Consider the following 24,743-nt stretch of genomic DNA (forward strand, 5'->3'; position numbering starts at 1 on the left):
TTAACTCGCTAATGCTTTTTCAATATCAGCTTCTAAAGCTTCTGGCTTAGTCGTAGGTGCATAGCGATTTAAAACAGCACCATCTTTACCTACCAAAAATTTGGTAAAGTTCCATTTAATGCTACTACTACCTAAAATACCTTTAGCTTCACGTGTTAAATATCTAAAAATCACATGGGCTTCCGGACCTTTTACATCAACTTTAGCAAACATGGGAAATTTTACCCCATAGTTACGCTGACAGAAGCTACCAATTTCTTTATTGCTTCCTGGATCTTGCCCACCAAACTGGTTGCAGGGAAAACCTAAAACTTCTAATCCTTGATCTTTATATTTTTCATAAAGTTTTTCGAGGCCAGCAAATTGTGGTGTAAAACCACATTTACTGGCAGTGTTTACAATTAGTAAAACTTTACCTTTGTAATCAGCCAATTGCTTAACTTCACCCTCTAACAGCTCAGCTTCAAACTGATAAATATTACTCATGGATAGGTTTCCTCATCATTTTTTTCTTCTGTTTTCAGTTGTAATGATGCCGAGTTTACACAGTAGCGCAAACCTGTCGGCTGTGGTCCATCTTCAAATACATGCCCTAAATGAGCTTCGCAATCATGACAAACTATTTCCGTTCTGACCATACCATGCGTTAAATCTTCATGTTCATCAATGACAGCACCATTGATCGGACGGAAGAAACTTGGCCAACCGCAACCGCTATCATATTTGGTATCTGATGAGAACAACTCTGCGCCGCAGCAACGGCAAACATAGGTACCATGTTGCTTAGTATTCCAGTATTGCCCCGTAAATGCAGGTTCAGTGCCTTTTTGTCGTGTAATCCGATACTCTTCTGGTGATAACTCTCTTTGCCATTCCCGGTCTGTTTTATTGACTTTTCCCATGACATACACCTTTTATTCTGAAGTAAACATTTCTGATGATCGAGTTTTATATTTACGCCATTCATCACAAAAACACTAGTCTCTGAACGTAAAATTTGTTGGAATTTAAATATATAAAGAACAAAAAGCAAAAAGTAAGCAAAATACAAAATCAAAAGTAAGCAAATTTATTATTAACCTACTTTAAAGCAAGCAAACATAGTGCTATTCTAAGTGCGCACGGTTGTATAGGACAAAACATGTCTCAGAAAAAAAGTGTGGTTTTCCAACAACTACTACCAATTATTAAACAATATCAACAATCGGGTTTTACCCATGAAAAAATTGTTGAACTATTGAAAGATCAACATGATCTAAATTTGGTAACAGTTAAAACATTTAAAAGTTATTTATACCGATATGCAAAAGTGAATTCCGTTATGTCTAAAAATACTGCTACCATCCATTCCATGCCATCTACTCGAGAAATCAAAAAATCATCGAAGCTTGAGCATGTTTGTTATGACATCCGTGGGCCAGTTTTACGAGCCGCCAATGAAATGGAAGAGCAAGGACATAAAATCATTAAGCTGAATATCGGCAATCCTGCTCCTTTTGGATTTGAAGCACCACAAGAAATTATTAATGATGTTGCTTTAAACTTACCAAACGCAATTGGTTATGTTGACTCAAAAGGTATCTTCCCTGCTCGCAAAGCAATTTGTCAGTATTACCAGCAAAAAGGCATTCTCAATATGCATGTCAATGACGTGTATATTGGTAATGGCGTATCTGAACTCATCGTAATGGCTATGCAAGGCCTATTAGATGATGGAGACGAAATGCTGATTCCAATGCCGGATTATCCGCTTTGGACAGCAGCAGTTAATCTTTCAGGCGGCACAGCAATTCATTATAAATGTGATGAAGAAAATAGCTGGTACCCAGATATTGCTGATATTGAAAGTAAGATTACTCCGAATACTCGCGGTATTGTCATCATTAACCCGAACAACCCTACGGGTTCGGTATATCCACGCCACATTCTTGAACAGATTGTAGCGATTGCAAAAAAATATGATCTAATTTTATTTGCTGATGAAATTTATGACAAAATTATTTATGACGGGATTGAACATGTTTCAGTAGCGTCATTAGCCGGCGACCAGCTTTGTGTATCTTTTAATGGTTTATCAAAAGCTTATCGTATTGCAGGCTTCCGTTCAGGTTGGATGGCAATTACGGGTGATAAAAGCCGGGCTGCCGACTATATCGAAGGATTAGACATGTTGGCGTCAATGCGCCTATGTGCAAACGTTCAAGCTCAATATGCGATTCAAACTGCCCTAGGCGGTTATCAATCAATTAATGACTTGATCCGTCCTGGTGGCCGTTTATATGAACAGCGTAATATTGCTTGGGAAATGCTTAATGAAATTCCAGGCGTAAGTTGTGTAAAACCAGATGGAGCAATGTACTGTTTCCCGCGCCTTGACCCGAACATCTACCCAATTGAAGATGATGAAAAGTTAATGCTTGATTTGCTACGTGCAGAAAAAGTTTTATTGGTGCAAGGTACAGGCTTTAACTGGCCAAGACCTGATCATTTCCGCGTGGTTTTCTTACCTGCTGAAAATGAATTACGTGAAGCAATTACCCGTCTAGGTCGTTTCTTAGCCAATCGCCGTTAAAAAAATGCATAACAAAAAGGCATCTCTAAATAGGTGCCTTTTTTATAATTCTATTTTTTTCATTTTTATAAAAGAAGAATCTCCTAACCACATAACAATTTTATCAACATAAAATAAATTATTGTATTTAAATAATTTTTATAAAATTTATGATTCTTTCGACTTTAAGAATTAGTTAATTTTTTGATTTATATATTTTTTACCATACGTTTTAAATTACTTGATTTCCTTCAATCTACTTAACCTTTATTATGCAAAAAATGCATGGATCAATATTTTTTTGCATTTCACACTGCTTCAAAATCGAGCAACAATCCATCTCCATAACAACATCACCATATTCTATTCGGTTAAAACAGATACAGATCTAGGAAGATAACATCGTTAGAACAACCGAACTAAACTAACAAGGAAAGCTTTCAATCATTCAAATCCCATCAAAGGATGATTGAATCAAATGGATAGAGGTTCATATGAAGCAAAAGAAATTGCTCAAGTATATTGTTGTTGCTATTTTACTTGGCATACTGACAGGTTGGATTTGTCACCACTTCTTTAATGAGGGTGAACAATTGAAGCAAATCGCTTCTTATCTCAACATACCTACAGATATCTTTTTACGCCTTATCAAAATGATTATTGCTCCATTGGTATTTGCCACTATTGTTTCAGGCATTGTATCAATGGGGAAATCGACATCAATCGGCAGTATCACCCTTAAATCAATGACTTGGTTTATTACTGCTTCGTTCGTATCGCTTGCTATCGGTATGGGTCTGGCAAACTTTTTCCAACCAGGTGCAGCTTTAGATTTAGTATTACCAACTGCGCAACAATTGAGTAGCTCTTCTGCTCCAGCGACTACAGGCTTCACTCTACAATCATTTTTAAGCCATGTTTTCCCACGCAGTATTGCTGAAGCAATGGCAAACAATGATATTTTGCAAGTACTTGTTTTCTCTATTTTCTTTGGCTCGGCCCTTGCTTTTGTAAATCAAGGCAAAGAAAAAGATTCAGTTATCATTCGTTTAACTGATGAACTCAGCAAAATCATGTTCCGTATTACTGATTACGTCATGATGTTTGCACCTGTTGCAGTATTTGCAGCAATCGCTTCAGCAATTACAGTACAAGGTTTAGGCTTGATTGTTGACTATGGCATTTTAATCGCAGAGTTCTACTTCGGTCTTTTATTACTGTGGATCATCTTATTCTCTGTAGGTGCAATCGTACTTAAAAAAGATATTTTCCGCTTAGGTAAATTAATTCGTGAACCTGTAACACTTGCTTTTGCTACAGCTTCAAGTGAATCAGCCTATCCTAAAGTTATGGATGCACTAAATAAATTTGGTGTGCCTAAAAAAGTAACGAGCTTTGTATTACCTTTAGGTTATTCATTCAACCTTGATGGTTCAATGATGTACACCACGTTTGCAGTGCTCTTTATTGCTCAGGCCTACAATATTGATCTTAGTTTCACTCAACAAATCTTAATTTTGTTAACTCTCATGGTAACAAGTAAAGGTATTGCAGGTGTTTCACGAGCTTCAATTGTCGTTATTTCAGCAACACTCACCATGTTCCATTTGCCTGAAGCTGGCATCCTTTTATTACTCGGTATCGATCAGTTCCTTGATATGGGCCGTACTGCAACAAACGTAGTAGGTAACAGTATTGCAACCGCAGTTGTTGCCAAGCTTGAAGGCGATAAAGTGGCAGATACTGAAGAACTACCAGAGCCAGTATTAATTAAATCAACTCAAGAACAAACGACCGCGTAAGTTTCTCTTTTCTCCCACTCTCCCAACTTAAGAGCAATTTTATATGACCTTATAAAATTGCTCTTTTTTTATTTTAAAATTGATGGCAGAAAGTCACCTATATTTTTATATTAAATAATGACTTTAAACTGCTATTAAATTTTCTTAAATCAAACCTTAAAAATAGAATAAAAATCACTCAAACAAATTTTATATTTTTGAAAATAAATACCAAGTGATTAAATTTTAATTCAATTTACAACAATTAAATTATATTAAATTAATAGAATTATTTTTTAACTTACACTGAAAAATTTAAAAATATATTAATATTAAATTATAACAATAAAAATCAATAATATAAAAATATAAAATGGCAAAAACTAGTTAAAAATGTCTATTATTTTTTAATTTTATACTGATAAAAAAATCATTTGTTTTATTTATATTAAAAAGTAAACAAATCAAGATAAATTAGAAAAACTTAATAGATTTTTTATTTTATTCATGTTATTTATTAGCGCTAAATAAAAGCAATGACTAAGCAATTGTTGATAAAACAAAATGCTATTCAAGGATGCTTCTTATTCAAACAAGTTATGAATATGTTTTACATGGTATGTATTTTGCTTAGGAAAAGCAGTCATATTCAACAAACTTTTACTTCGTCACTTCATAAGGATATTTTCGATGTTGACTAAAACTGTTAAATCTTTAGGTTTAGCGATGGGCTTATTAGCCTGCTCTCTCCCACTTTATGCAAAAAATAATGTTGTTGTAGTTGCGACTGGCGGTACTATCGCTGGTGCTGGCGCAAGCTCGGCAAATAGTGCAACTTATACTGCTGCAAAAGTTCCTGTTGATACGCTAATTAACGCAGTTCCACAAATCAAAGATTTGGCAAATGTAACTGGTATTCAAGCATTACAAATCGCTTCTGAGAGTATTACTGACAAGGAATTATTAGAAATTGCTCGTCAAGTGAATGAGCTTGTTAAAAAGCCATCTGTTAATGGTGTCGTAATTACACACGGTACAGATACTTTAGAAGAAACAGCATTTTTCTTAAATTTGGTTGTTCATACTGATAAACCGATTGTACTTGTTGGCTCAATGCGTCCTTCAACTGCTCTTTCAGCTGATGGTCCACTTAACCTTTATAGTGCAGTTGCTTTAGCAGCTTCAGATGATGCAAAAAATAAAGGCGTTATGGTTCTCATGAACGACTCTATTTTTGCTGCACGTGATGTAACTAAAGGCATTAACATTCATACAAATGCTTTTGTTAGCCAATGGGGCGCTTTAGGTACATTGGTTGAAGGCAAGCCATACTGGTTCAGACAATCTGCAAAACGCCATACAAATGCTTCAGAATTTAATATTGAAAATATTAAAGGCGATGCACTTCCAACTGTACAGATCGTTTATGGTTCGGACTCTATGCTTCCAGATGCATATGAAGCGTATGCAAAAGCTGGTGCTAAAGCGATCATTAATGCAGGTACTGGTAACGGTTCTGTACCAAAATATATCGTACCAACCTTACAAAATCTTCACGACAAAAACGGTATTCAAATTATCCGTTCATCACGTGTCGCACAAGGTTTCGTATTACGTGATGCAGAACAACCTGACTCTAAATATGGTTGGGTAGCAGCACATGATTTAAACCCTCAAAAAGCGCGTCTTCTTGCAGCTTTAGCTCTTACTAAGACTAATGACACGAAAGAAATTCAGCGCATGTTCTGGCAGTACTAAGTTTTTCAACCAGCCCAAACATAAAGTTTGGGTTGGTCCTATTTCTTAAAATAAGCTCTTTTATATTAAATCTGTACAATAGATATTCAAATCATTCTTCTTAAATAATAAAATCCTTAACAGTTTGCCAAAATATTAAGCATTTCGTTTTAACTTTGCGTGCTAAACTATGCTGCAGTCGTATTAAGGATTGGTTTATGCAGTTTGTTCATCTCGGTATTTATACAGAATTTTCGATTACAGAGTCGATAGTTCGCATACCTGACTTGGTCAACGCTGCGGTTAAAGACCAAATGCCTGCGCTGGCATTAACCGATCTATCAAACCTCCATGCAGCTGTAAAATTTTATAATTCTTGTTTAAAAAAAGGAATTAAACCGCTTTTAGGTAGCACAATTCGCCTTGACGATGCTCAACATCGTGCAACTTTACTTGCAATGAGTAATGTAGGCTGGAAAAGTCTCACCGAAATCGTTTCACGCGGTTTTATTGAAGGGCAACAACTTAGTATCCCATGTGTACAAAAAGAATGGGTACTTGAACAGCATCAAGATATTATTGTTTTACTTGGTCAACATAGTGATGTGGGTCAGATGCTTTGCTCATCTAACCCTCAAAAAGCAGCTCCGCTTTTAGAAGCATGGATCGAAAAATTTGGTAACCGTGTTTATCTGGCTTTAACACGTACCGATCGTCCTGGTGAAGAAGACTTTATTCAAGAAGCCGCTAAACTTGCTGCCCAATATAATGTCGGTGTAGTTGCACATAATGATGTGCACTTTGTAGAAAAAGAAGATTTTGAAGCCCACGAAGCCCGTGTTTGTATTGCTGATGGCTATGTATTAGCAGATGATCGTCGTCCACGCTTATATAGTCCTGAGCAACACTTTAAAACCTCGGACGAAATGATCGAGTTGTTTTCAGATATCCCAAGTGCTATCGAAAACACCTACAATATTGCAAAACGCTGTAATGTTAGCTTACAACTAGGCACCTACTTTTTACCTGACTATCCAATTCCAGATGGCTTTACCATCGACACTTACTTTGAGCATTTGTCAAAAGTAGGTTTAGAAGAACGTTTAGATTATCTCTACCCTGTCGAAAAACGTGGTGAAGACTGGCCTGAGATTCGTAAACCTTACGATGAACGAATTGATTATGAAGTCGGCATTATCCTCAAAATGGGATTCCCGGGTTACTTCCTTATCGTCATGGACTTCATCCAGTGGGCAAAAAATAATGGCGTTCCTGTCGGACCTGGTCGTGGTTCAGGTGCGGGTTCACTCGTTGCCTATAGCTTAAAAATTACTGACCTTGATCCTCTTCGTTACGATCTACTTTTCGAACGTTTCTTAAACCCAGAACGTGTTTCGATGCCCGACTTTGATGTCGACTTCTGTATTGCTGGACGTGACCGCGTCATTGATTATGTTTCCCGTACCTATGGACGTGAAGCCGTATCACAAATTGCAACTTTCGGTACGATGGCAGCAAAAGGTGCAATTCGTGACGTTGCGCGTGTTTTAGGTAAATCTTACGGTTTAGCTGACCGTATCTCAAAAATGGTGCCTACAAAACCGCTCGGTGTGGACTTAGCCACTGCTATCGAGATGGAACCCCAGCTTAAAGATATCGTTACCAATCCATCTAACCCAGATAATGATGATGCGAGTGAAATCTGGGAAATGGCATTAAAATTAGAAGGTATCACCCGAAATACTGGTAAACATGCCGGCGGTGTTGTTATTGCACCCGGCAAGATTACCGATTTCTCGGCTGTACTTTGTGAGGAAGATGGAACTAGCCGTGTTGCTCAATATGATAAAGACGATGTAGAAGCAGCAGGTCTCGTCAAATTCGACTTCTTGGGTTTACGTAACTTAACCGTTATTGAAGACGCAATTCAAAATATTAATAAAAATCGCGATAGTAATGATCCACTCATAATTTCGCATGTTCCACTTGATGATGCTAAAGCATATTCTGTCTTTGCCGATGCAAATACAACAGCGGTATTCCAGTTTGAATCCGTCGGCATGAAACGAATGCTTAAAGAAGCACGTCCAAGTAAATTTGAAGAGATTATTGCGTTCGTATCATTGTACCGTCCTGGTCCAATGGATCTTATTCCTGACTTTATTCACCGTATGCATGGTGGAGATTTTGAATATCTTCACCCACTTCTTGAAGGTGTATTAGAGCCAACTTACGGGATTATGGTTTACCAAGAACAGGTGATGCAGACTGCACAGATCTGTGCAGGTTACACATTAGGGGGCGCGGACTTACTACGCCGTGCAATGGGTAAAAAGAAACCTGAAGAAATGGTTAAGCAACGCCAAATCTTCTTGGCAGGTGCTGCTGAAAAAGGAATTGATGAAAGTACAGCCAACCATATCTTTGACTATATGGAAAAGTTCGCAGGCTATGGTTTCAACAAATCTCACGCCGCAGCTTATGCCCTCGTTGCCTACCATACTGCATGGTTAAAAGCACATTATCCTGCTGAGTTTATGGCAGCGGTAATGTCTTCGGAAATGCAGAACACTGACAGTGTCGTATTTTTAATTGATGACTGCCGAAATAATGGCCTAGAAGTTTTACCACCATCAGTCAATATGTCGACTTATCATTTCCATGCGAGCGATGATAAAACTATTGTGTATGGTTTAGGTGCAATTAAAGGCGTTGGCGAACAAGCGATGCAGTCAGTTATTGACTCTCGTCGACAATTTGGTCCTTATACAGATCTATTCGATTTTTGCCATCGTATTGATTTGAAGAAAATCAATAAGCGTACTCTTGAAGCGTTGATTCGTGCAGGCGCACTCGATTGCTTGGGAATTGAACGTGCAAGCCTAATGGCACAATTGCCTGAGGCGGTTCAAGCTGCCGAACAAGCGCGCAGCAATCGTGAAAGCGGTATTATGGATTTATTTGGTGAGGTTGAAGAAGTTCAGCGTAAGCCTGCTAAACCCGTTAAACCGTGGAGTGATGAAGTTCGTCTAAAAGGCGAAAAAGACACGCTTGGTCTATATCTCACTGGTCACCCAATTGATGTTTACCGCCAAGAGCTTAAAGCTTTTATTCCTGTAAAACTTAATGAAATTACGGCTACACGTCGTGGTGTTACAACAGTCTATGCAGGTTTAGTCATTGACGTCGCAAACTTCCCAAATCGCGTAGTTATTGTACTAGATGATGGTACAGCTCGTATTGAAGTAAGTTGCAACCATGAACGTTTCCAACGTTTTAAAGATATTATCCAAGTTGAGCGTGTTGTCGTCTTTGAAGGCGAAATTTATGAAAGAGAAGGCTTTGAACGTCCGATGGGCCGTTTAACTAAGGCTTTTACTTTAAATGAAATACGACAAAAACGTGCTAACAGTATTCAGATCAAATTAACAGAAGAGTTTATGCAAGCCACTTTGGCAAAAGATTTACAAAATATCATCTTGCCATTTTGCAATGTAGATATGCATCAACATATCACTCTACAGCTACAGATTGATCAACCTTATGCTCAAGCCGAGCTTCAACTTGGTCCGCAATGGAAAGTTGCTCCTCTCGATGAATTACTTGCTAAACTCAGAGATTATTTTGGTAAAGATAATATTTATATTGAATATCAAGTAAAGTCGAAAGCAGCTAAAGCAGCAGAACCTGCTCGTCCGCAAACCGTTGCTTCCCCTCCTGCGGACATGACTATGGACGATGCATTGGATTTATACCAAAGCGAAGTTTCTCAATATTCGTAATTTCTGGAAATCTTATGAGTTCGTTTGATCACAACACTGTGTCAAAACAATTAGCACAAGTGCGTATTGTCATGGTAAACACTACTTTGCCTGCCAATATTGGCAGTGCTTTACGTGCCATGAAAACAATGGGGCTAATTAAATTAGTTCTTGTTGCACCTAAAACATATCCTCACCCAGACATACAAGCGCTTGCTGCTGGCGCCCAGGATTTATTTGAACATCTTGAGATTGTCGATACCTTAGAAGATGCTATTAAAGATTGCCATTTAGTGTTTGGAACAAGTGCACGCAGCCGTACTATTCCTTGGCCTTTACTTGACGTAAGACCAGCTGCCAAAGAAGCTATTAAGGCCACTACTCAAGGGCAACAAATTGCGATTGTTTTTGGCCGTGAAGATCGTGGTTTAACTAACGAAGAATTAGCACTGGCAAATTATCATTTAACAATTCCTGTCAATCCAGACTATGGGGTATTAAATGTTGCGCAAGCGATTCAAGTTGTATGTTACGAGCTTCGCATGTCTGCTCTAGAGCAACAAAACTTGGATCAAGATGCAGAAGAAATGCCATTAGTGCAAGGTCAAAGCATGCAATGGGATGAGCCATTGGTGACTCAACAACAAATGGAAGAGTTTTATCCTCATCTAGAGAAAATGCTAACCGAAATTGAATTTTTAGATCCAGATAATCCACGTTTGTTACCTTTACGCTTGCGTCGTTTATTTGGTCGTATACAATTAGATCGTATGGAATATCATTTACTTCGCGGTATTTTTAGTCGTGTACAAGCCCTAACCAGTGGTAAATGGAAAAAAGCATTATCTGACAAGGAGGATCAACCCAATGCTTAAACAGCTGAAAGAAGATATAAAGGCTGTATTTGCGCGAGATCCTGCTGCCCGCAATACACTCGAAGTTCTCACGACCTATCCTGGCATTCATGCGATTATGATGCATCGTGTTGCTCATGAATTATGGCAAAAAGATTGTAAAGGTGCTGCTCGCCTTCTTTCTTCATTTAGTCGTTTTGCAACAGGCATTGAAATTCACCCAGGTGCCAAAATCGGTAAACGTTTTTTTATTGATCATGGCATGGGTGTTGTGATTGGTGAAACTGCTGAAATTGGTGATGATGTTACGCTTTATCATGGTGTGACCTTAGGTGGTACAACATGGAAGACTGGCAAACGTCACCCAACTTTAGAAGATGGTGTGGTTGTTGGCGCTGGTGCAAAAATTTTAGGTCCATTTACGGTTGGTAAAGGCGCTAAAGTCGGTTCAAATGCTGTAGTGACCAAAGCAGTCCCTGCTGGTGTGACCGCTGTAGGAAACCCTGCTCGCTATATTTATAAAGATGCATCCGACAAGAATAAAGATGAAGAACGTCGCCGTGATTATGCGCAAAGTATTGGCTTTGCCCCATATGCGACAACTGCTGATCAGTCAGACCCTATTTTAGAAGGTATGCGCGTTTTACTTGATCGTATTCAGCATAATGAAACGCGTATGAATAATTTATGCCAGCGTTTATCAGAGCTAGATCCGAGCTTCAAAAAAGAAAGTCAGGATGAACAGCCTTTTAGTGATGAAGAACTGAAAATTATTGAAGAAGTTCGTCGTGAATGCGGTGCGCAAGATAAGACATCAAAAACGTAATATTCTTGATTCATAATGTAACACGCTTACCCTTGCATGTCTGTTTAGCTTTTCCTAGACTTACCTGTACCAAATCTGACTTTACTAAAATGAACGGAAGATCCTATGAATTTTAAGCCTTTGGCATATATAATCCTTGCGACCTCAAGTTTAACCGCTTGTACAATGGCACCCGTAAAAGAACAAAAAATTGAGCCTTTTGTTTTCAAGGAACCAGAGCTTACTCCTCCTTTTTATGCGCTAAACCCTTTTAACTATGATCAGCCACCTGCATTTGAAGTTGCATTAAAAGACGCTGCTGCACAGCCTGTAACCAAAATGGTCGTTAATCGTCAAGATGATCCAACCAAACAGCTTACTCTCGACGTCAATAAACTGATCGTTCCGACTGTCAATAATTCACAACGTTCAATGAAATACGCTGTTTTAGCCGGTGAAAATGAAATTGACGTGACTACTATTGATGACTTTTTACAGTTAGTAGAAGGTAAAGCACGTCATTACCCACCTCGCTTTACTGACCGTCAAGAACGTAAAGGCTTTGAAAGTAAACTTAAAGAAGTAACACAACAACTTGATACACTTGCTGCAAATCCAAATGCATCATTTGATATTTTAATTCGTGCTTTTAAAGCAAGTGTTCTTGCACGTAATCTTGATTTAGGTACTGTTCATACCACTAAATCTTTAGAATATGCTCAAAGACTTTTAAAGATTAATCCAGATGATGCGGAAACAAATTTCTGGTTCGGTTTTGGTTTATCTGAAGGTGGCGGTCAACGTGAAGCGATTCCATACTTAGACAAAGCCATTAAAGGTAATGTTCAAGAAGCATATTTAGCTGCTGCAAATAACTATATTGCAATGGAGCAAAAGAAAAACGCGATCCAGACTCTAAAGAACTATAAAGTTAAATATCCAGACGAAGCGGAAATTGCTGACCGTTTAATTCAAGAAATTGAAAAACAAGGTCGTTGGAACGTATGGCAAGTTTTAACTAACCCAGCAATGTCAGCAACTACTCCTGCTGCTGCACCTAAAAAATAAGCTTAATTCTATAAAAAAGGGCTGTTTTGACAGCCCTTTTTTATATTTGATCATTTGAAAAATATTTTAAAATTTGTATGATCTACCTACCATTGAGCCACTATATTTTGACCAAATGTTTTCAATAAAAAGAAGCAAAACACTGTTGACGGTCATACTACTCGGTTCAATTCTGAGTGGTTGTCAGGTCGTAAATGTTAAACAGCAAGCTTTGAATGTAACGATTGCAAATGAACGTAATAGTATTCTTACCCAAGATAAACTTAGCGAAGCGAGTCTGAATGTTTTATCAATGTCTGGTCAGGAAGCTAAAGTTTGTACAGATACACCTGAAACCTGTGTAAATCAACTCAAAAACCTTCCTCAAATTTTAGATGAACAGTTCTTATCAACAGCAAGCGAGATGTATCTCGCAAAAGCAATGGCTTTATCAGATACGTCTGACTGTAAAGTAAGTAGATTTACTAAACATAAATCTGAAGAAGAACAAAAGAATATTCTGAATAGATATGATGATTGCTTAGACCAGCAATTGAGTCTATTAGATAAAAGTATTCGCTATAGCTATGCCTATCTATTTTCCACAAAGCGTAAGCCTAACGACCGTATTTTTGATAACAGACAAGTTCAAATACGCGACTTTTATAATCAAGCCATTGCCAAAATGGTCAGTGTTTATGATTTAAGATACCCGAAAAAAAATGTGGTAGAGCCACAAATCCATATTGGTAAGAGTGTTTATTCAATAGACTTTGAATTTCATAAACAACTATCAGGCCAAAAGTTAGAGAAATTAATTTCAAGTTATAACCTGAATTTTTCTGGCTTAAGAACCATTAACCGCCGCGATGGTTTTGGCTCCGAATTTGTGGCTGTTTTTCCGAGTTCAGGAAATGAAGATATTAATGAATATATCCTAGACCCACTTAAATATAATTATAAAAATGGTGTTAATCCAAATATTCATAATGCACGCTACTTAGCTGCAACTATTGTAGCTGAACCCAAACACGCGACCACTGTCGAAGAAATTATTAATAATCCAGAATTCGTGATTCGAGTTTATGACCCATATCGGACAGATAATATTAATGTAGCAGGCAAGCAATATCCGCTAGCAGCTAACTTTTCTGCGCCTTACGGTCTATGGTTGGCCGAAAATAATTTAGGGGTCGCAGCTTATTTAACTCTGATTGACCGCGATCAGCATTTAACTATGCCGCATCTCTACATGCTTGAACCATACAATCCCAATAAGAAAATTATTGTGTTAGTACATGGCTTAGCCAGTAGTCCCGAGGCATGGATTGCGCTGACCAATGATGTTATGGGCGATACGGTTTTAAGAGACAATTACCAAGTTTGGCAAGTTTTCTATTCGACCAACATGCCAATTTTGGAAAGTCGTTTTCAGATTTATGCACTCTTGAAACAAGCTTTTGGTTCATTAAACCCAAGTGACCCTGCCGCGCATGATGCGGTCCTTGTTGGACATAGTATGGGAGGTATTATCAGCCGTTTACTGGTCAGTGATGGAGATATTACTAAACCTGCCTTAGAGTTAATGACGATCCGTCAGCAAAACCGCTTTAAAAAACATCCAATGGTTACTGAACGATTGCAAATGCATTCAATCAATAATTTTGATCGTGCAATTTTCTTGGCTTCCCCTCATCGCGGTACAGATTATGCGGATCGTTGGTTTACCTTGGCAGCACGTAAAATTATTCGTTTACCGGGTGCATTTTTGTCGGCTGTAGCGACTTCACTGACAACCGAGAATTTAGATGTTAAGGATTTCTTGAGTAATATTGATAATGGTTTGATTCAAAATGGACCAAGTGATCTAAGTCATCAATCTAAATTTATGGAGCTGACTAAAAATATTAATCCACACCAAGGATTAGTTTTCCATTCAATAATGGGAAATATTACCAAGAGTGATGATCCAAATGTGATTACCGATGGCATCGTTCCGTACAAAAGTGCTCACTTAGAAGGTGCAAAATCTGAGAAAGTTCTTCCAGGTGGCCATTCAATTCAACTGACACCACAAGCTGTATTAGAGTTACGCCGTATTTTACGAGAGCATTTAGTCGAACACGGTTTATATAAACCATAAAAAGAAAAAGAGCCAAAGGTTATCCTTTGGCTCTTTCGTTTTGAACTTAAATTTTACTGCCCAGAACGGATGATGTAATCAAACGCTGAGAGTGATGCTTTAGCGCCTTCACCTGTAGCAATAATGATTTGCTTGTAAGGTACAGTCGTACAGTCACCCGCAGCAAATACACCTTGCACATTGGTTTCGTTGCGGTCATTCACAATGATCTCGCCACGGTTGGTTAATTCAACTTCACTGTCTTTCAAGAAGTCAGTGTTTGGCAGTAAACCAATCTGTACAAAGATCCCTGCAAGCTCGACCACATGCTCTTCATCAGTCGCACGGTCTTTATATTTAAGACCAGTCACTTGTGAACCATCACCTAACACTTCTGTACTTAAGGCATTCATAATCACCGTTGTGTTTGGCAAGCTATGCAATTTGTTTTGCAACACTTGGTCAGCACGAAGCTTGGTGTCAAACTCAACCAGAGTGACATGCTCAACAATCCCTGCAAGGTCAATTGCTGCCTCAACACCTGAGTTACCACCACCAATCACAGCAACACGTTTACCTTTGAACAACGGACCATCACAGTGTGGGCAGTAGGCAACACCACGGGTACGGTATTCTTGCTCACCCGGTACATTCATTTCTCTCCAACGTGCACCTGTAGAAAGGATTACAGTTTTCGATTCAAGTTTTGCACCGTTTTCAAGTTCAACTTCAACCAAGCCATTTGCAGTCTGGTTGGCACCCGTGATTTTGCTGACACGTTGCAGGTTCATGATATCGACATCATATTCACGAACATGGGCTTCCATCTCGGCAGCAAACTTAGGACCTTGCGTCTTTTGCACAGAAGTGAAGTTTTCAATGTCCATGGTGTCCATCACTTGACCACCGAAGCGTTCAGCCACGATACCAGTGTTAATGCCTTTACGTGCAGCATAGATCGCAGCCGTTGCACCCGCAGGACCACCACCAATCACCAACACATCAAATGCATCTTTAGCATTGAGTGCTGCTGCATCTTTTTCAGCTGAGTTAGTGTCGAGTTTCGCTACAATCTCTTCAAGGGTCATACGACCTTGGCCAATGTGTTCATTGTCTTGGAACACCATTGGCACAGCCATGATTTTGCGTTGTTCCACTTCATCTTGGAAGAATGAACCGTCAATCATGGTTGCTGTAGTGTTCGGGTTATAAATGGCAATCAGGTTAAGCGCCTGTACCACATCCGGACAGTTATGACAGCTTAATGATACAAACACATCAAAGTTAGCTTTGAGGTTTAAGCCTTTAATTTGATTTAAAACTTCATCCGACACTTTAGGTGCATAGCCAGACACTTGTAACAGAGCCAAGATCAAAGACGTAAACTCATGACCCATTGGTAAGCCTGCGAAGAATACACGAGGTTGTTCACCTGCTTTAGCCACACCAAAGCTTGGACGACGTGTATTATTACCGTCAAAACGGGCAGTCACCTTGTCAGAAAGCTCAGCAATTTCTGTCACTAATTCTTTAATTTGAGCAGCTTTATCTGATTCATCTAAGGCAGCAACTAATTCGATTGGACTTTCTAGACGTTCTAAGTAAGCTTTTAATTGAGTTTTAATGTTTTGATCTAACATCTGTTTTTACTCCAATGCATCCAAATTCTTTCAATAGATGCATAGTACGTGAAAACACAGAATAGGTGAAACAGTATGTTTTTATATATTTGATCGGTTTTTTAGATTTTATTATTTACTTCATTAAAAAAAACCAACCTGAACTCATCCAGCGCAGGTCGGCAAACTGGTTAAACTAGAGTAAGACCACACCAAATACAGCCCCAGCAATCAAGACATGTAAAGGATGGACCTTTTTAATTAAAGATAATAAAGTTGCAATGACTACCATAATAATGAGTAAAGTATTTATGGCAGCTGCCTCAGAAATAATCCACGCACTGGCAAGTACAGTTCCCACAGTGACAGGTTGTAAAGCAAGCTGTAAAACACGGCGCCATTTCTTATCTTTAAATTTTGACCAGCCTCTCATCACAAATACAGTAATAAGAGACGAAGGTAAAAATTTAGCAGTAGACGTTACAAGTAGACCTGACAACCCTGCTACATGCCATCCCACCAACGGCACGATCATCATGTTCGGACCAGGTGCAGCTTGAGCCATGGCGAACAATGCACTGAATTCTTGTGCCGTCATCCAGTGGTGAATATCAACTACTTGGCGTTGCATTTCAGGCAAAATTGTATTGCCGCCACCAAATGCAATAAGAGACAATTGAGTAAAAATAATCGCTAAAGTAAGTAGAACTGCACCCATTACACACGTCTCCAAATGATAGCTGAATAAAATGCCAACAAAATCAGCATCGTCACTAGTAAAGAGATTTTTAGAAAAGCAATACTGATAATTGCAGCAACAACTACGCAAATCGCTAATGGATTACGTAATAATGGCTTAAGCATTTTCAAACCTGTTGCAACCAGAAGTCCAGCCGCCGCCGCCGCTAAACCTTCGAAAAGATGCTTAACCATTAAATTATCTTGGAACTGCTCATAGACATAATGTAAAAGTACAACAATTATCGTAGGTGCAAGGATCAGACCAATGAGTGAGCTCACTGCCCCACGAACACCACGAAACTCCATGCCAATCGCAACCGATAAATTAATAATATTGCCACCCGGTAAAAATTGACACAGACCAAGTAACTCAGTGAATTTTTCAGGGCTTAACCAATGCCTTTGCTCTACAATAACTTTACGGGCTAAAGGCAGCACGCCACCGAATCCAATTAAACCTAATGTTAAAAAACCTAAAAATAACTCTGTGCAGGTCGGGACACTCTCCTTCTGCACGGCAATCTCAACATGGTTCATTTTCGTTACTTTTCACTTTATCTGACCAAGATAGAATGATACTTTTGTGATATATCTACAAATGCTTTTATTTTCATTAACCATACCATAAAGGTATTTCTATGCTCGATTTACATAAGCTCCATGCCTTTGTTGTAGTAGTTGAAGAAAGGAATATTACGCATGCCGCAAACCGATTGTTTATTCAACAGCCGCCTCTAACGCGTTTACTTAAAAAACTCGAAGAAGAACTTGGTACACAATTACTTATTCGCCAGCCTCGAGGAATTGAACCAACTGAGGCTGGTTTAGCTTTATTTAAAGAAGCACAACTTTTATTAGAACATGCCAGACATATTCCAAAATTAGTCCAAGATGTTAGCCAAGGTAAAACTGGACAACTCAATATTGGTTTTACAAGTTCCGCAGGTTTGCATCCGCTTATTTCACTAGTATTGCGCTCATATCGAGAAATATATCCAAACGTACAAACCAAACTTGAAGAAGCAGGCAGCCAAAAACAATTAGATCGATTAATCTCCGAGAAACTTGATATTGCTTTTTTAAGAGCACCGATCAGCCGTGATATTGGGTTAAAACATCACCATATATTAGATGAGCCAATGATGGTGGCATTGCCTATAGGCCATCCACTTACACAAAAAGAAAAAATTAGTTCAAATGACTTATCAAATGAAAATTTTGTTTTATACCGTCGTTCTTCAGGACAAGGTTTATATGACAATATTTTATATAGTTGCTACCAAGCAGGTTTTAGTCCACGCATTATTCAAGAAGCGCCTAGACCTACCGCTACATTAAATTTAGTCGCTGCTGGAATTGGTATAACGATTGTGCCGGCCTCAATGCATAATTTTTGGGAACATGAAATTGTATATCGGGAGTTTGATGATTCAATGAAACTAAATGCGCCTCTTTACCTGATTACTCGGGAAAATGAGAGTTCTGCCAAAGTTTCAAACTTTATTGAACTATTGCAAAAACTTTTACCCAATGGCCTGAGTGTAAAAGCAAAGTAATAAAAAGTGCCCCGAATGGAGCACTTTTTTATGAAACTGTTTATTTTTGATTTACTCGTTTTGACAGCTCTTCTGCCGATTCTTTGCGCTCAGAATAGCGATCTGTCAGGTATTGTTTTTGCCCACGTGTTAATAAAGTGAACTTATACAACTCCTCCATTACATCAACGATTCGGTCATAGTAAGAGGATGGTTTCATACTGCCATCTTCTTCAAACTCTAAAAAAGCTTTAGCAACTGAAGACTGATTTGGGATAGTAATCATGCGCATCCAACGCCCTAAAATACGCATTTGATTGACCGCATTAAACGACTGCGAACCACCACTAACTTGCATGACTGCTAAGGTTTTACCTTGAGTTGCACGGATTGCTCCAGCTGCCAAAGGAATCCAGTCAATTTGGGCTTTTAAAATTGAACTCATCGCGCCATGACGTTCAGGTGAGCACCACACCATACCTTCTGCCCAAGCCAAAAGCGCGTGTAATTCTTGAACTTTCGGATGATCTGTTTCTGCATCCTCAGGTAAAGGTAAACCTTTAGGATGAAAGATTCTGACTTCAGCACCTAAGTATTCAAGAATTTGCCCAGCAGTCAGCACAGTAAAACGACTATAAGAACGTTCGCGATTAGAACCATATAGCAATAAAATGCGCGGTGGATGCTCAAGCTGCTGCGCTTGCACTTGCTCAAATGTAGGTTTATCTAAAAGATCTAATGCTACATTTGATAAATCATTATCAAGACTGTTCATCTGAGAAATACTTTTTCTTTAACCAAAGAGAAACGGTAACGAGTGAAATTAAAACGGGAACTTCAACTAATGGTCCAATCACTGTGGTAAATGCTACAGGTGATGCCAAACCAAATGTTGCAATGGCAACCGCTAAAGCTAACTCAAAATTGTTACCAGCCGCAGTAAACGAAATAGCAGTGGTGCGTGGATAATTATTTTCCATACGTTTACTCATAAAGAAGCTAATGAAGAACATCACCACAAAGTAAATCGTGAGTGGAATTGCAATACGCAATACATCTAAAGGTAAGCTCACTACATCACCACCTTTTAGGCTAAACATCGCCACGATGGTAAAAAGTAAAGCAACTAAACTAATCGGGCTGATTTTTGGTAAAAATTTAGTCTGATACCATTCCAACCCTTTCGACTTGACTAAAATCAAACGCGTCAAGAACCCCATTAAGAATGGAATACCTAAGTACACCAAAACCGCATGTGTAATCGTCCAGAAATTCACATCAATGACTTGCCCTGCCACACCAAAATACGGAGGTAAGAAGGTTAAGAAAAGCCAGGCGTAGGTACTAAAGAACAAAATTTGGAAAATACTGTTAAAGGCAACCAAAGCTGCAACGTATTGGTTATCACCACAAGCCAGACCATTCCACACCAAAACCATTGCAATACAACGTGCCAAACCAATCAAAATCAGGCCTGTCATGTATTCCGGATAACTATGCAAGAAAACTATCGCAAGTACGAACATTAAAACTGGAGCAATAATCCAGTTCTGTACCAACGATAAAGTTAGGGTTTTCTTATCTTTAAATACTTCTGGTAACGTAGCATAATCAACCTTTGCTAAAGGTGGATACATCATCAAAATTAAGCCGATTGCGATCGGAATATTAACGTTATCTACACTTAATTCATTTAAAGACACAGATGTCTGAGGAAAGAAAACTCCAATCGCTAAGCCTAAAGCCATGGCAATAAAAATCCATAGCGTCAGGTTACGGTCTAAAAAAGAAAGCTTTTGCTTAGTCATCTCGGCTCTCTTACTCAATATGAGAGATTTTATTAATCTCAGCAATCAAATGTGAACGTTTTAAGTTCGCAACATCAAGTGCAAACAAAGCATCTAAACGACGATTAATATGAGCTACAGTCTCTTGGAATGCTTTAAGCTTTTCTTCTTTCGGCAAGTCTAAATGAGATGGGTCACTTAAACCCCAATGTGCTTTGATTGCACCACCTAAATATAGTGGGCATGCTTCTTGCGCAGCGGAGTCACAGACTGTAATAACAACATCTGGTTGATATTGTTCACAATCATCAATCGTTTTACTCCATAGTCCATCTGTGGAAAGACCTAAGTTTTCAAGTGTTTCAATCGTTAATGGATGTACTTGTCCTGATGGTTTACTCCCAGCGCTATAGGCTTTCCAATTTTCTGGTGCACGACTATTAAATAAAACTTCTGACAAAATGCTACGGCAACTGTTTCCAGTGCATAAAAATAAGAATTTCATGGTGTTACTCACAATAGGTAGAAATAGAAGAAAACTGTGAAGATGATTGATTCACTAAATTTTCATCTTGGTTTGCTATAGTTTTCAAAACTTCAACAGCCCAATTGGGTAAATCTGGATTGACGCTGTAATACACCCATTGCCCCTGTCGTGCATCAAGTAAAATGCCATGAGTTCGTAACAAAGCTAAGTGTCTGGAGATTTTCGGTTGGCTCAACTCAAGCTGTTCTGTTAGCTCACAAACACAAATATTTTGTTTGTTTAGAACTAATTTAAGAATGTTTAACCGAGTTTGGTCAGATAGACATTTAAAGAAATCGACTTGATTGATCATATCTTCAACAGAATATATTCGTTATTGCAAATATACGGATATCCATATATAAATGCAATATCTTAATGCATCGATAAATTTGTCATGACTGAGCTAGTGAAGATTTACCATAACCCTGCTTGCGGAACCTCGCGCAATACATTGGCGCTTATTCGTCATGCAGGAATTGAACCTATCGTTATTGAATATTTGCAAACACGACCAAGTAAAGATGAGCTAATCCAACTCATTAAGAATTCAAACTTAACTGTACGTGAAGCAATCCGTAAAAATGTTGATCCATATAAAGAGTTAGAGTTGGAACAAGGCCATTGGACCGATGAACAGTTAATTGATTTTATGGTTCAGTACCCAATTTTAATTAATCGCCCATTTGTGGTTACACCAAAAGGCACGCGACTTTGCCGCCCTTCTGAGATTGTATTGGATATTTTAGATACACAAAACTTAAGCTATTTTGCAAAAGAAGATGGCGAAGTAATCATTGATGAACAAGGCCGCCGTATAAAGTAATTGAAGATATTTATTAATATAAAAAGCTAAATGGCATGGCACCATTTAGCTTTTTCTGAATGAAACGGATTAAAAATAGGATTTAATAAAAGGAAGCAGTTGCTCTCCTATTACCATGCCTAATAAACCTACTAATGCAACAAGAGGTGGAGCTGGTGACTTAACATTTAAAACATAATATAAGACACCAACAAGCAACCCTACAGCCAAAGATAACAAGTACATTTTCATCGTACATACCTTAGAGAATCAAGCCATTTAATCAGCAGGTTCCCATACTGTTTTATTTAAAATGCAAAACACGAGCACCCAAGTGCGCCCCAGAAAGATTTTTTGTCCTTATCATTTACAGGAACATCAAGCATCCAAGCGTGGCTGTGTCCATGCATGCCACAGCTGCTAGCACATGCACACAATGCACTTTGTGACTGTAATGATTGATTGGAAGGAGCATTACGGTTTTCAGATAAACGCCACTGACCACCGAAGCGTTTTACCGGCGACCATGTTGGAGATGCTGGCGGTAACGGCGGATCGTCGTGCTTAAACTCTGCCGCTGCGTACACCACTTTGCCACCTAAAACAGTGAGTACAGATTCAACCCACTGGATATCTTCTGCTTCAACTTTAAAGTAGTCATCAGACAACACGACCAAGTCAGCGAGTTCCCCTGCTGTTAGTGAACCTTTGACATCTTTTTCACCTGAGAACCAAGCTGAACCTTTAGTCCAGAGTTTGAGTGCTGTTTGACGGTCTAATAGATTTTTTTCATCATAGAGAGGTAAACCGCCGACTGTTTTACCAGTACTTAGCCAATACAAACACACCCAAGGGTTATAAGAAGCAACACGAGTCGCATCTGTCCCCGCACCCACAGGAACACCAAGTTCTAACATTTTCTTGACTGGTGGCGTTGCCTGAGCGGCTTCGGCACCATAGCGTTTTACGAAAATCTCACCTTGATATGCCATACGGTGTTGAATGGCAATACCACCACCCAACGCGCCAATACGTTCAATATTACGCTCAGATACAGTTTCGGCATGGTCAATAATAAATCGTGTCGCAAATGGCTGTTTTGAATTTACTTTTTCAAATACATTCAGTAAGCGATTAATACTTTCATCATAAGTTGCATGAATACGGAATGGCCATTTCTTTTCAGCCAAGTGCTCTACAATAGCTTCGAGTTCACCTTCCATTTTTTCTGGTAAATCTGGACGTGGTTCATAGAAGTCCTCAAAGTCCCCCGCTGACCAAGTCAGGTTCTCACCTGCTCCATTCATTCTAAATAGCTCATCACCATCGCCCGGAAATGTCATTTCTGTCCAGCGACGATAATCATCAAGTTCTTGGCCTGCCTTCTGAGCAAATAGGTTATAAGCAATACGTACGGTCATTTGATTTTGATCGTATAATTGCTTAATCACATCATAATCTTCAGGATAGTTTTGACCGCCACCGCCCGCATCAATTGCTGAAGTAATACCCAACCGGTTCAATTCACGCATGAAATGTCGAGTTGAATTGACTTGATCTTCAACTGGCAATTTCGGTGCTTTCCCTAAGGTCGAATACAAAATCATAGCCGATGGCGTAGCAAGCAAGAGACCTGTTGGCTCACCTTTTTCATTTCGTACAATCTTGCCGCCAGGTGGGTCCGGTGTGTCTTTGTTAAAGCCCAATACATCAAGTGCAGCTCGGTTCAACAAAGCACTGGCATATAGATGTAAAACAAAGACAGGAGTATCTGGTGCAGCTTTATTAATTTCTTCTAAAGTCGGTAAACGCTTTTCGGCAAACTGGAATTCAGTCCATCCGCCTACGACACGAACCCATTGTGGAGCTGGAGTATTGTCTGCTTGTTCTTTAAGTAAGCGTAACGCATCGGCAACAGATGGCACACCTTCCCAGCGCAGCTCCATATTGTAATTTAGGCCACCACGAATAATATGCAAATGACTGTCGTTTAGACCTGGTATAACGCGACGGCCATTTAAATCTACAACTTTACTTGTTGGAGTTGCGAGTTTCATTACCTCATGATTTGTACCCGTGCGTAATACTTTACCGTCTGCAATCGCAATTGCTTGTACTTCGGGGTTCTGAGGATCTAGTGTTGTGATTTTACCGTTTATGAGTATGAGGTTTATTTCGGTCATTCTGAACTCCATTCTTGTGAATTATCGTTCTAAAAAATAAAGGCATATCTGTATTAATATCACTTAAATATTGAATACTAGACATGCCTTTACCTAAATCAGTACTGTTTTATTTTGCAGGAACTGGTGCAAGTACTTCATGTTTTGATGTTGTACGCTCAGGTGCCTTATGTACCATCGTATAAGCATAATCCACACCCATACCGTAAGCACCAGAGTGTTCACGGACAATCGCCATAACTGCATCATACGTATCACGGTGTGCCCAATCACGCTGCCATTCAAGTAATACTTGTTGCCAAGTTACCGGAACAACACCAGCTTGAATCATACGTTGCATGGCATAGTCATGTGCCTCTTTCGAGGTACCACCTGAAGCATCCGCGACCATATAAATCTCATAATCCCCTTCAAGCATCGCACCAAAAGCGAAGGTGTTATTACACACTTCAGTCCACAAACCTGAAACAATCACTTTTTTACGATTATTTTTTGCAAGCGAATCACGTACTTTTTGGTCATCCCACGAATTCATTGAAGTACGTTCTAGTAATGGAGCATCTGGAAATACATCTAAAAGTTCTGGATAGGTATGACCAGAGAAGCTTTCAGTTTCAACAGTGGTAATGGTGACAGGAATATTGAATGTTTTAGCTGCTTTTGCTAATCCTACAGTATTATTCTTTAATACTTGGCGATCTATTGACTGTACCCCAAAAGCCATTTGTGGCTGATGATCAATAAAAATAACCTGACAATTGGTTGGTGATAGTTGTTCTAAAAGTGATTTATTCATGGGTAAACTCCATTATTCCTTATGTATAATGCATTAAAATTGCTTACTGGTTATTATGAAAACAGATAAAAATGTAAAAGCATAGACAGCAAA

The 24,743-nt window shown here is 38.8% G+C and carries 22 protein-coding genes; 10 read left to right on the plus strand and 12 right to left on the minus strand.

Features of this window, described 5'->3' with window-relative positions; genetic code table 11:
- Both gpo and msrB read right to left on the minus strand, forming a co-directional pair.
- Complete coding sequence (gpo, locus tag F928_RS14310) at positions 1–486, minus strand: glutathione peroxidase (RefSeq protein ID WP_002114194.1); 486 nt, start codon at positions 484–486, stop codon at positions 1–3.
- The gene (msrB, locus tag F928_RS14315) at positions 483–902 is read right to left on the minus strand and encodes a peptide-methionine (R)-S-oxide reductase MsrB (RefSeq protein WP_002114184.1); all 420 of its coding nucleotides are present in this window, start codon (positions 900–902) and stop codon (positions 483–485) included. Before msrB ends, gpo begins: the two co-directional genes overlap by 4 nt.
- Before the next feature lie 239 nt (positions 903–1,141).
- On the opposite strand from msrB, the gene F928_RS14320 reads away from it, so the two are divergent.
- The 8 genes from F928_RS14320 to F928_RS14355 all read left to right on the plus strand — a co-directional run bounded on the left by F928_RS14320 (position 1,142) and on the right by F928_RS14355 (position 14,679).
- Positions 1,142–2,572: a pyridoxal phosphate-dependent aminotransferase gene (locus F928_RS14320; RefSeq protein ID WP_002114379.1), complete on the plus strand. Its 1,431-nt coding sequence runs from the start codon at positions 1,142–1,144 to the stop codon at positions 2,570–2,572.
- Between the two features lie 473 nt (positions 2,573–3,045).
- Positions 3,046–4,353: a dicarboxylate/amino acid:cation symporter gene (locus F928_RS14325; RefSeq protein ID WP_002114420.1), complete on the plus strand. Its 1,308-nt coding sequence runs from the start codon at positions 3,046–3,048 to the stop codon at positions 4,351–4,353.
- A gap of 669 nt (positions 4,354–5,022) precedes the next feature.
- Entirely contained in the window at positions 5,023–6,090 is a 1,068-nt protein-coding gene (gene aspQ, locus F928_RS14330; protein WP_005076410.1) for a type II asparaginase, read from the plus strand.
- A gap of 197 nt (positions 6,091–6,287) precedes the next feature.
- A complete protein-coding gene (gene dnaE, locus F928_RS14335; RefSeq protein ID WP_005076412.1) occupies positions 6,288–9,851 on the plus strand; it encodes a DNA polymerase III subunit alpha in 3,564 nt (1,187 codons plus the stop codon).
- Between the two features lie 14 nt (positions 9,852–9,865).
- Entirely contained in the window at positions 9,866–10,705 is an 840-nt protein-coding gene (trmJ, locus tag F928_RS14340; protein ID WP_005076414.1) for an RNA methyltransferase, read from the plus strand.
- Positions 10,698–11,510 carry a serine O-acetyltransferase gene (gene cysE, locus F928_RS14345; RefSeq protein ID WP_002114303.1) on the plus strand — a complete coding sequence of 271 codons (813 nt, stop codon included), beginning with the start codon at positions 10,698–10,700 and terminating at the stop codon, positions 11,508–11,510. Before trmJ ends, cysE begins: the two co-directional genes overlap by 8 nt.
- Before the next feature lie 105 nt (positions 11,511–11,615).
- Positions 11,616–12,557, plus strand: a complete 942-nt coding sequence (locus F928_RS14350; RefSeq protein ID WP_002114503.1) for an ABUW_2363 family tetratricopeptide repeat lipoprotein — start codon at positions 11,616–11,618, stop codon at positions 12,555–12,557.
- A gap of 115 nt (positions 12,558–12,672) precedes the next feature.
- A complete protein-coding gene (locus F928_RS14355; protein ID WP_005802410.1) occupies positions 12,673–14,679 on the plus strand; it encodes an esterase/lipase family protein in 2,007 nt (668 codons plus the stop codon).
- Positions 14,680–14,732: 53 nt separating this feature from the next.
- On the opposite strand, the gene ahpF is transcribed toward F928_RS14355, so the two are convergent.
- The 3 genes from ahpF to F928_RS14370 all read right to left on the minus strand — a co-directional run bounded on the left by ahpF (position 14,733) and on the right by F928_RS14370 (position 17,555).
- The gene (gene ahpF / locus F928_RS14360) at positions 14,733–16,298 is read right to left on the minus strand and encodes an alkyl hydroperoxide reductase subunit F (protein WP_005069727.1); all 1,566 of its coding nucleotides are present in this window, start codon (positions 16,296–16,298) and stop codon (positions 14,733–14,735) included.
- A 175-nt stretch (positions 16,299–16,473) separates the two neighbouring features.
- Complete coding sequence (locus tag F928_RS14365) at positions 16,474–16,995, minus strand: chromate transporter (RefSeq protein WP_000501457.1); 522 nt, start codon at positions 16,993–16,995, stop codon at positions 16,474–16,476.
- A complete protein-coding gene (locus tag F928_RS14370) occupies positions 16,995–17,555 on the minus strand; it encodes a chromate transporter (protein WP_005069729.1) in 561 nt (186 codons plus the stop codon). Before F928_RS14370 ends, F928_RS14365 begins: the two co-directional genes overlap by 1 nt.
- A gap of 101 nt (positions 17,556–17,656) precedes the next feature.
- Between F928_RS14370 and F928_RS14375 the strand changes: the two genes are divergently transcribed.
- The gene (locus F928_RS14375) at positions 17,657–18,574 is read left to right on the plus strand and encodes a LysR family transcriptional regulator (RefSeq protein WP_005069732.1); all 918 of its coding nucleotides are present in this window, start codon (positions 17,657–17,659) and stop codon (positions 18,572–18,574) included.
- A gap of 40 nt (positions 18,575–18,614) precedes the next feature.
- Here the strand turns inward: F928_RS14375 and arsH are convergent, their stop codons facing one another.
- From arsH to F928_RS14395, 4 genes are read right to left on the minus strand one after another with little or no spacing between them, the layout of a single operon-like run.
- Positions 18,615–19,328 (minus strand): arsenical resistance protein ArsH, encoded by a 714-nt coding sequence (gene arsH, locus F928_RS14380; protein ID WP_005076418.1) that lies wholly within the window; start codon positions 19,326–19,328, stop codon positions 18,615–18,617.
- On the minus strand, positions 19,315–20,361 hold the full coding sequence (gene arsB / locus F928_RS14385; protein WP_005076420.1) for an ACR3 family arsenite efflux transporter: 1,047 nt from the start codon (positions 20,359–20,361) through the stop codon (positions 19,315–19,317). The genes arsH and arsB overlap by 14 nt, the downstream gene beginning before the upstream one ends.
- 10 nt (positions 20,362–20,371) lie before the next feature.
- Positions 20,372–20,845, minus strand: coding sequence for an arsenate reductase ArsC (locus tag F928_RS14390; protein WP_005076422.1), 474 nt, complete (start codon positions 20,843–20,845; stop codon positions 20,372–20,374).
- A gap of 4 nt (positions 20,846–20,849) precedes the next feature.
- A complete protein-coding gene (locus F928_RS14395; RefSeq protein WP_005076425.1) occupies positions 20,850–21,179 on the minus strand; it encodes a metalloregulator ArsR/SmtB family transcription factor in 330 nt (109 codons plus the stop codon).
- Between the two features lie 84 nt (positions 21,180–21,263).
- Here F928_RS14395 and arsC point away from each other — a divergent pair, with 84 nt between their 5' ends.
- Positions 21,264–21,692, plus strand: a complete 429-nt coding sequence (gene arsC / locus F928_RS14400; protein ID WP_005076428.1) for an arsenate reductase (glutaredoxin) — start codon at positions 21,264–21,266, stop codon at positions 21,690–21,692.
- A 69-nt stretch (positions 21,693–21,761) separates the two neighbouring features.
- On the opposite strand, the gene F928_RS14405 is transcribed toward arsC, so the two are convergent.
- From F928_RS14405 to F928_RS14415, 3 genes are all read right to left on the minus strand, one after another.
- Positions 21,762–21,923 (minus strand): DUF1427 family protein, encoded by a 162-nt coding sequence (locus tag F928_RS14405; protein WP_000784879.1) that lies wholly within the window; start codon positions 21,921–21,923, stop codon positions 21,762–21,764.
- A 56-nt stretch (positions 21,924–21,979) separates the two neighbouring features.
- A complete protein-coding gene (aepA, locus tag F928_RS14410) occupies positions 21,980–23,854 on the minus strand; it encodes an amidohydrolase (protein ID WP_005076430.1) in 1,875 nt (624 codons plus the stop codon).
- 109 nt (positions 23,855–23,963) lie between these two features.
- Positions 23,964–24,650: a hydrolase gene (locus tag F928_RS14415; protein ID WP_001043290.1), complete on the minus strand. Its 687-nt coding sequence runs from the start codon at positions 24,648–24,650 to the stop codon at positions 23,964–23,966.
- Between the last annotated feature and the right edge of the window lie 93 nt (positions 24,651–24,743).

Source organism: Acinetobacter pittii ATCC 19004 = CIP 70.29, assembly GCF_000369045.1.
GTDB classification, from domain to species: domain Bacteria; phylum Pseudomonadota; class Gammaproteobacteria; order Pseudomonadales; family Moraxellaceae; genus Acinetobacter; species Acinetobacter pittii.

What these genes read in the sequence shown, in the direction of transcription:
- F928_RS14350 (WP_002114503.1), top strand. Translation starts at nt 11,616, where the DNA reads ATGAATTTTAAGCCTTTGGCATATATAATCCTTGCGACCTCAAGTTTA.
- msrB (WP_002114184.1), bottom strand. Translation starts at nt 902, where the DNA reads ATGGGAAAAGTCAATAAAACAGACCGGGAATGGCAAAGAGAGTTATCA.
- aepA (WP_005076430.1), bottom strand. Translation starts at nt 23,854, where the DNA reads ATGACCGAAATAAACCTCATACTCATAAACGGTAAAATCACAACACTA.
- F928_RS14390 (WP_005076422.1), bottom strand. Translation starts at nt 20,845, where the DNA reads ATGAAATTCTTATTTTTATGCACTGGAAACAGTTGCCGTAGCATTTTG.
- F928_RS14405 (WP_000784879.1), bottom strand. Translation starts at nt 21,923, where the DNA reads ATGAAAATGTACTTGTTATCTTTGGCTGTAGGGTTGCTTGTTGGTGTC.
- aspQ (WP_005076410.1), top strand. Translation starts at nt 5,023, where the DNA reads ATGTTGACTAAAACTGTTAAATCTTTAGGTTTAGCGATGGGCTTATTA.
- F928_RS14320 (WP_002114379.1), top strand. Translation starts at nt 1,142, where the DNA reads ATGTCTCAGAAAAAAAGTGTGGTTTTCCAACAACTACTACCAATTATT.
- F928_RS14325 (WP_002114420.1), top strand. Translation starts at nt 3,046, where the DNA reads ATGAAGCAAAAGAAATTGCTCAAGTATATTGTTGTTGCTATTTTACTT.
- F928_RS14365 (WP_000501457.1), bottom strand. Translation starts at nt 16,995, where the DNA reads ATGGGTGCAGTTCTACTTACTTTAGCGATTATTTTTACTCAATTGTCT.
- F928_RS14395 (WP_005076425.1), bottom strand. Translation starts at nt 21,179, where the DNA reads ATGATCAATCAAGTCGATTTCTTTAAATGTCTATCTGACCAAACTCGG.
- arsH (WP_005076418.1), bottom strand. Translation starts at nt 19,328, where the DNA reads ATGAACAGTCTTGATAATGATTTATCAAATGTAGCATTAGATCTTTTA.
- F928_RS14355 (WP_005802410.1), top strand. Translation starts at nt 12,673, where the DNA reads ATGTTTTCAATAAAAAGAAGCAAAACACTGTTGACGGTCATACTACTC.
- cysE (WP_002114303.1), top strand. Translation starts at nt 10,698, where the DNA reads ATGCTTAAACAGCTGAAAGAAGATATAAAGGCTGTATTTGCGCGAGAT.
- F928_RS14375 (WP_005069732.1), top strand. Translation starts at nt 17,657, where the DNA reads ATGCTCGATTTACATAAGCTCCATGCCTTTGTTGTAGTAGTTGAAGAA.
- gpo (WP_002114194.1), bottom strand. Translation starts at nt 486, where the DNA reads ATGAGTAATATTTATCAGTTTGAAGCTGAGCTGTTAGAGGGTGAAGTT.
- F928_RS14370 (WP_005069729.1), bottom strand. Translation starts at nt 17,555, where the DNA reads ATGAACCATGTTGAGATTGCCGTGCAGAAGGAGAGTGTCCCGACCTGC.
- arsB (WP_005076420.1), bottom strand. Translation starts at nt 20,361, where the DNA reads ATGACTAAGCAAAAGCTTTCTTTTTTAGACCGTAACCTGACGCTATGG.
- arsC (WP_005076428.1), top strand. Translation starts at nt 21,264, where the DNA reads ATGACTGAGCTAGTGAAGATTTACCATAACCCTGCTTGCGGAACCTCG.
- F928_RS14415 (WP_001043290.1), bottom strand. Translation starts at nt 24,650, where the DNA reads ATGAATAAATCACTTTTAGAACAACTATCACCAACCAATTGTCAGGTT.
- ahpF (WP_005069727.1), bottom strand. Translation starts at nt 16,298, where the DNA reads ATGTTAGATCAAAACATTAAAACTCAATTAAAAGCTTACTTAGAACGT.
- trmJ (WP_005076414.1), top strand. Translation starts at nt 9,866, where the DNA reads ATGAGTTCGTTTGATCACAACACTGTGTCAAAACAATTAGCACAAGTG.
- dnaE (WP_005076412.1), top strand. Translation starts at nt 6,288, where the DNA reads ATGCAGTTTGTTCATCTCGGTATTTATACAGAATTTTCGATTACAGAG.